This is a genomic window from Pseudorhodobacter sp. (genome assembly GCF_030452865.1).
Lineage (GTDB): Bacteria > Pseudomonadota > Alphaproteobacteria > Rhodobacterales > Rhodobacteraceae > Pseudorhodobacter.
This window is the reverse complement of the sequence record NZ_JAKDLJ010000266.1, coordinates 1-5,111: the sequence shown is the minus strand read 5'-3', so window position 1 is coordinate 5,111 and position 5,111 is coordinate 1. Positions and strand designations below refer to the sequence as shown.

Sequence of the window (5,111 nt, the reverse complement as noted above, 5' to 3'; positions counted from 1 at the left end):
AAATGTCAGCGCATAGCCCGACAGGACCCATTGCAGATCCGCCTCCGACGCATCGAGGCCCAGCCGGATCGAAGGCAGCGCGACGTTCACGATGCTGACGCTGACGAGCGTCATAAAGATTGTGACCAACAGCACCGCGAGAATACGCCATCTCACCGGATCCGTTGTCGGATCGGCGTCAACCCTCGCGGATGTGTTTGCATCTGTCTTCGTCGAAGTCAAACTCATGTCCTTCCGTGTGCGGAATCACTGGACTCCTATAGTTTGTGCGCTGGTCGATTACAAATCAGACCTAGAGACGAACCATGTTTTTTGGAACCTCTAGCCGAACGCTGTAATTTGACTTCAAAAGCCCTTTATGGTATTAAGATATAAAGAAAAATACCGAAACTCCATGGCAAATTTCGGAGCGGTGGTTTTGATTACAATCTCCCGAATGCCGTTGAGACTTCGCACCAATCGTGAGCCCGCGCTGGCACCGATATTGGCTCGGGATCGCAAGGTGCTTGCGGTTCTCCGCATGAAACATTCAGGAAAGGACGGGACTAAATGACTAAGCGTGTTTTCGCCCTCAAGGATGAACATAGCGCCCTTGGCGCTGAATTTATGGACTGGAACGGCCTGAAACTGGTTGCCAGCTATTCCGGAATCACCACCGAACAGGAACACGACGCTGTTCGCGACGCGGCCGGGATGTATGATCTCACCGCGTTCCGCATGCTTTGGCTCAGGGGTCCGGACGCCCGTGCGGTTCTGGATCAGGCCTGTACCCGCGACATCAGCAAGCTCAAGCGGAACAGCGCCACATATACCTGTGTGCTGACGGATGAGGGCGGAGTGGTCGATGACAGCGTCGTCTTCTGTACCGGTGATAACGAATTCCTTTATGTCATTGGCACTGGCAACAGTGGCGACGTTATTGAGGGCATCGCCCAGGATAAAAACGTCGCGCTGGAATGGGATAACGCGCTTCAGCTCATGTCGGTTCAGGGCCCGAAGGCCGTCGAGATCCTCGCGCCGAATGCCGACGGTGATGTGACCGGATTGAAATTCTTCCAGCACATGAAAACCAAGCTGTTCGACCGGGATGTGATGCTTGCGCGTGTTGGCTATTCGGGCGAGCGCGGCTATGAGATCTACGCATCAGCCGAAGATGCGCCGCATATCTGGCGCAGCATTCTTGATGCGGGAAAGGATCACGGTATCCAGCCTTGTTCGTTCGCCAGCCTGACGCCCGTGCGTGTCGAGGCAGGGCTGTTGTTCCATCCGTTCGACGTCAACGAGGATACGACTCCCTGGGAGGTCGGTCTTGGGTTTACGATCGACAAGAACAAGAGAAATTTTGTCGGACGCGAAGCAGTTCTGGCCAAGAAGGGCAAGGAGGGTTTCGTTACGCGGGGCGTTTCCTGCCCGTCGGACAAGCCGCTTTTTGAGGGCAACGAAGAACTATATCGCGGCGGCAAGAAGGTCGGCAAGATCGTCACCGCCGCCTATTCGCACCGCATGAAAAGATCGCTGGCGTTTGCCTATCTCGACCCGGACGTCGCTGAGGGGGCAAAGCTGACGGTTGGCCAAGACGCAGGCGCACAGGACGTAGTGGTTGAGAATCTGCCGTTCTACGACAAAAAGAAGGAACGGCTTCGCGCATGAGCGCGGGCAGGCGATGTCAGCGGCACCGAGATGATGCCGCCAAAGCGTTCTGCCATAAACCTCGATCACGGGTTTATGGTGGAACGCCCAAACCATTAATATGTCATGCAGCGTCACGCCTTGACCCTGCCACAGGTTAAAGGCGTGACGCTTTAATCAAATGCTCTGGCCTCAAAACCGGTAGATCGCGGCGATGCCGGTATCAGAGGGCATCTGCTTTGGCGGGACGACCACCACGTCACCGCCGGTTCGCAACGTATGCTCGCCCAGATCGTCGAGCAAATCATCGACATCCGGGTCTTCAAGACGGGCGAATGCGACATGACCTGTTTCCGGGTCAAAACGGCCCGGCACTACACGGTCCGCGTCGATCAGCAAGGTGGCGATGCGGCCAGCGGCGGCTGCCTTGCCGATTTCGGTCAGGTCCGCGCTGCCACGGTCGTTTGCCTTGGACGTTCCGAACTGTTCGATCAACGCATCCAGACGTTCGGTATACCGGGGAAGCACGATGTCCCAGGCACGCTTGCGCAATTCCTCATCGGATATCGACGCGGGGTCCACGTCGATTGCCTGCGCCATCAGGGCGGGATTGTTGCTGACTTCGCGGAACAGACTATGATGCTCCGGCAACGCGGCCAGCAGCAGGGGCAAGCCTGATGGCTTGGAATAGGTTTTGGCAACGGCCTCGTCCACGGCCCGGAAAAACCGGCGCGTCTCATTGTCGGTCAACTCGCGGCGCACGTTCATGCCGTGGCGGGTTGTTTGCCCCGGTCCGGTCGGTCCATGGGCGCGCTTCGCGCGCTCGGGGTCGTCCCTGCCGGCGCGGATCACATCCTCCAAATCCTGCGGGAAATCCGCCTCCAGTTTCACTTCATCCAGCGCATAGCGATTGCCCTCGAACAGGGTCGCCCCGTGGCGGCTTACGCCCAGAACATTGAAGCGATCCGCCGATTGCAGGATCCGCACCAGCGGTTTGGTGTGGAAACTGTCCGCGACGATTGCCTTTTCCTTCACCGTGCGCTGCAAATTATAGACTTTGAACAGCTCGGGGGTGGCAAAAACGGCGATCCCGTCGAGCGTGTGGTTCCAGAACGGCTCATCCTCTTCCAGCGTGCGGAAGGGGCGTAATAGCGCGTCGATGTCACGACCGGCATATTGACGGGCCAGCGACGCCTCGATCTCTTTCAACAGATTGCCAAAGCGGATCGGATCCTGCTTGCGATCCGGAAAGGTGCGGTGGGTCGGTTGGTAAAGCGAGATACAGGGGCCAGCGTGATCGGCCAGCAAAACAGTCTTATAGTCGTGCTCAAGTTCGTTCATTCATGTCTCCTAACGTTATGCAGCATCGGAGAACCTGACAAGATGGTCAGGCTCTCCACGGGTTTCAACGGTTCGGTTCGGAAGGCGTCAGGCAGGTGCCTTTACAAGAATCTTGACCTGGGATTTTTCCGACGACAATGCCTCGAATCCTTCGGTGACGATATCATCTATTTCGATGCGCTTTGTTACAAGGTTCTTGGCCTGAAAAAACCCGCGCGTCATCAACTCCATCACCGCCGGATAGACGTTGCGATAGCCGATGGTGCCCTTGATCGTGCGTTCGCTCAGCACGATTGTATTGGGCTGGAACGACGCCTCGGTCTCCCAGATTGACACCACGAGCGCCTGGCCTTCGTGGCGGGTGCTGTCAATCACCTGTGCCAGAACCTGCGGCACGCCCGTCACCTCGAAGGCAACATCGACGCCGCTGCCCGTTGCCGCGCGGATTTCGGCGACAACATCGGTTTCAGTGGGATCCATCGCGCGTGTCGCGCCCAGTTCGATAGCCTTGGCGCGGCGCTCCTCGGATGGCTCGACGACATAGACCCTGGACGCGCCCGCAGCGCGCAGCGCCTCGACCACCAAGAGCCCGATGGGCCCGGCCCCAAAGACCGCCGCCGTATCGCCTGCCTTGATCTTGCTGACCCGCACAGCATGCAGCGCGACGGCGGCAGGCTCGACCAGCGCGCCCTGTTCCATCGACAGCCCTTCGGGCATCTTGTGCGCCATATGCGCCGGCACCACGGAATAGGCGGCGAATCCACCCGCACCACCGGACAGGCCGACAAAACCCAAATCCTTGCACAGGTTGTATTTTCCTTCGCGGCACGCATCGCATTTGCCACAATGATAAATCGGCTCGACCGCAACCCGGTCACCGATTTCGAACCCCTCGACGCCCTCGCCCAGTTCAGTGACCTCGCCGGCATATTCATGGCCCATCGTGATCGGGGCCTTGTCGTGGCTCAGCGGATGGTTTTCATCGACGGGAACGAAGATCGGACCGGCAAGATACTCATGCAAATCGCTGCCGCAAATGCCGGTCCAGGCCACTTTGATCTTGATATCTCCGGGAGTAACCTGCGGTTCGTCGATTTCCTCGACACGAATATCTTTGGCGGCGTACCAGCGTGCGGCTTTCATGATTTTGCTCCCGTGTTCTCCAGGCGTCGACGCCCGACATGTGGTTCAGGGGCCCCCTGTTTTGTGGCCCTTTACTATATATAGGAATTCTTACAGTTTTTATAAGGTATGCACCTCGAACAACGGCTGACAGATTGCAATTCATATGAAATGCGTCATATTCCCCACTCCCCATTATTTGGAGGGTTTGAGTGGGGCGCGCGCGCCGGACGTGCCGCCCGAGATGCGTTTTGTCCTGGTGATCACGCAGCTGCCCTTTCTGCTCAGCCGACTGCGGCTCTGTCCCGCGACAGCCAGCGAGCCACCGGTCACGACGATACCGGGCGCGACCGGGATGCCGATCTATTTCTTCCTCGCGACGACGAGTCTGGGCCTATAAGCCGTGATCCGGTCAGCTCTGAGCCGACACAGGCTCTTCCGGCTCCGGCTCGGCGCGCGGATCCAGCGCCAGCGCGGCGGGGGAGATATCGGGCAGCGGCACGTATTTCTCGCGCTCGGGTTCGGGCAGTTGCGGCACCGCGCGGATGATGAACAGCACGAACACCGCGTAGGCGATGGCGACCACAGACTCGAACACGAAAAACGATGCCGGGCCAAAGACCGCCATCAGCGCCGAGGTCAGCAAAGGACCGATGGTTGCGCCGATGGAATAGACCATCAGCAGACGCCCTGAAGCGGCCACATAATACTTGCGATCCAGCCGGTCGAAAGTCTGCGCGACACAGAGCGGATAGACACTGCTGATCGCGCCTCCAAAAGCGAGGGCCAAAGCCATCAAAACGAACAGGGATATCCCGTTTGCGATCGAGAACGACAACAGCCCCCATGATGTGCCCACGGCGATCAGGATGCCGGCCATCACAACGCGCCGGTCAAATCTGTCGGCCAGCATCCCGATCGGCACCTGAAAGGCCAAGCCGCCCAAAACCACGACGCTCATGAACATGGCCGCTTCCGACACGCTGAGGCCGATCTGGCGGGCGAAGACAACGCCCATC

At 58.4% G+C, this 5,111-nt stretch carries 4 protein-coding genes and 1 pseudogene; 1 reads left to right on the top strand and 4 read right to left on the bottom strand.

The window, feature by feature from the left end:
• Nucleotides 1-222, bottom strand: a pseudogene (locus L0H65_RS14145) (MFS transporter); the annotation flags it as partial.
• Between the two features lie 327 nt (nt 223-549).
• On the opposite strand from L0H65_RS14145, the gene L0H65_RS14140 reads away from it, so the two are divergent.
• Nucleotides 550-1,650 (top strand): aminomethyltransferase family protein, encoded by a 1,101-nt coding sequence (locus tag L0H65_RS14140; RefSeq protein ID WP_301459693.1) that lies wholly within the window; start codon nt 550-552, stop codon nt 1,648-1,650.
• A 171-nt stretch (nt 1,651-1,821) separates the two neighbouring features.
• Here L0H65_RS14140 and L0H65_RS14135 read toward each other — a convergent pair whose 3' ends face one another.
• From L0H65_RS14135 to L0H65_RS14125, 3 genes are all read right to left on the bottom strand, one after another.
• Complete coding sequence (locus L0H65_RS14135) at nt 1,822-2,970, bottom strand: hypothetical protein (RefSeq protein WP_301459692.1); 1,149 nt, start codon at nt 2,968-2,970, stop codon at nt 1,822-1,824.
• Nucleotides 2,971-3,057: 87 nt separating this feature from the next.
• Complete coding sequence (locus L0H65_RS14130) at nt 3,058-4,113, bottom strand: 2,3-butanediol dehydrogenase (protein WP_301459691.1); 1,056 nt, start codon at nt 4,111-4,113, stop codon at nt 3,058-3,060.
• Between the two features lie 391 nt (nt 4,114-4,504).
• The coding region (locus L0H65_RS14125) for an MFS transporter (protein WP_301459690.1) at nt 4,505-5,111 on the bottom strand (607 nt) is incomplete at its 5' end.

Coding starts and splice junctions, on each gene's coding strand:
- L0H65_RS14140 (WP_301459693.1), top strand. CDS start 550: ATGACTAAGCGTGTTTTCGCCCTCAAGGATGAACATAGCGCCCTTGGC.
- L0H65_RS14135 (WP_301459692.1), bottom strand. CDS start 2,970: ATGAACGAACTTGAGCACGACTATAAGACTGTTTTGCTGGCCGATCAC.
- L0H65_RS14130 (WP_301459691.1), bottom strand. CDS start 4,113: ATGAAAGCCGCACGCTGGTACGCCGCCAAAGATATTCGTGTCGAGGAA.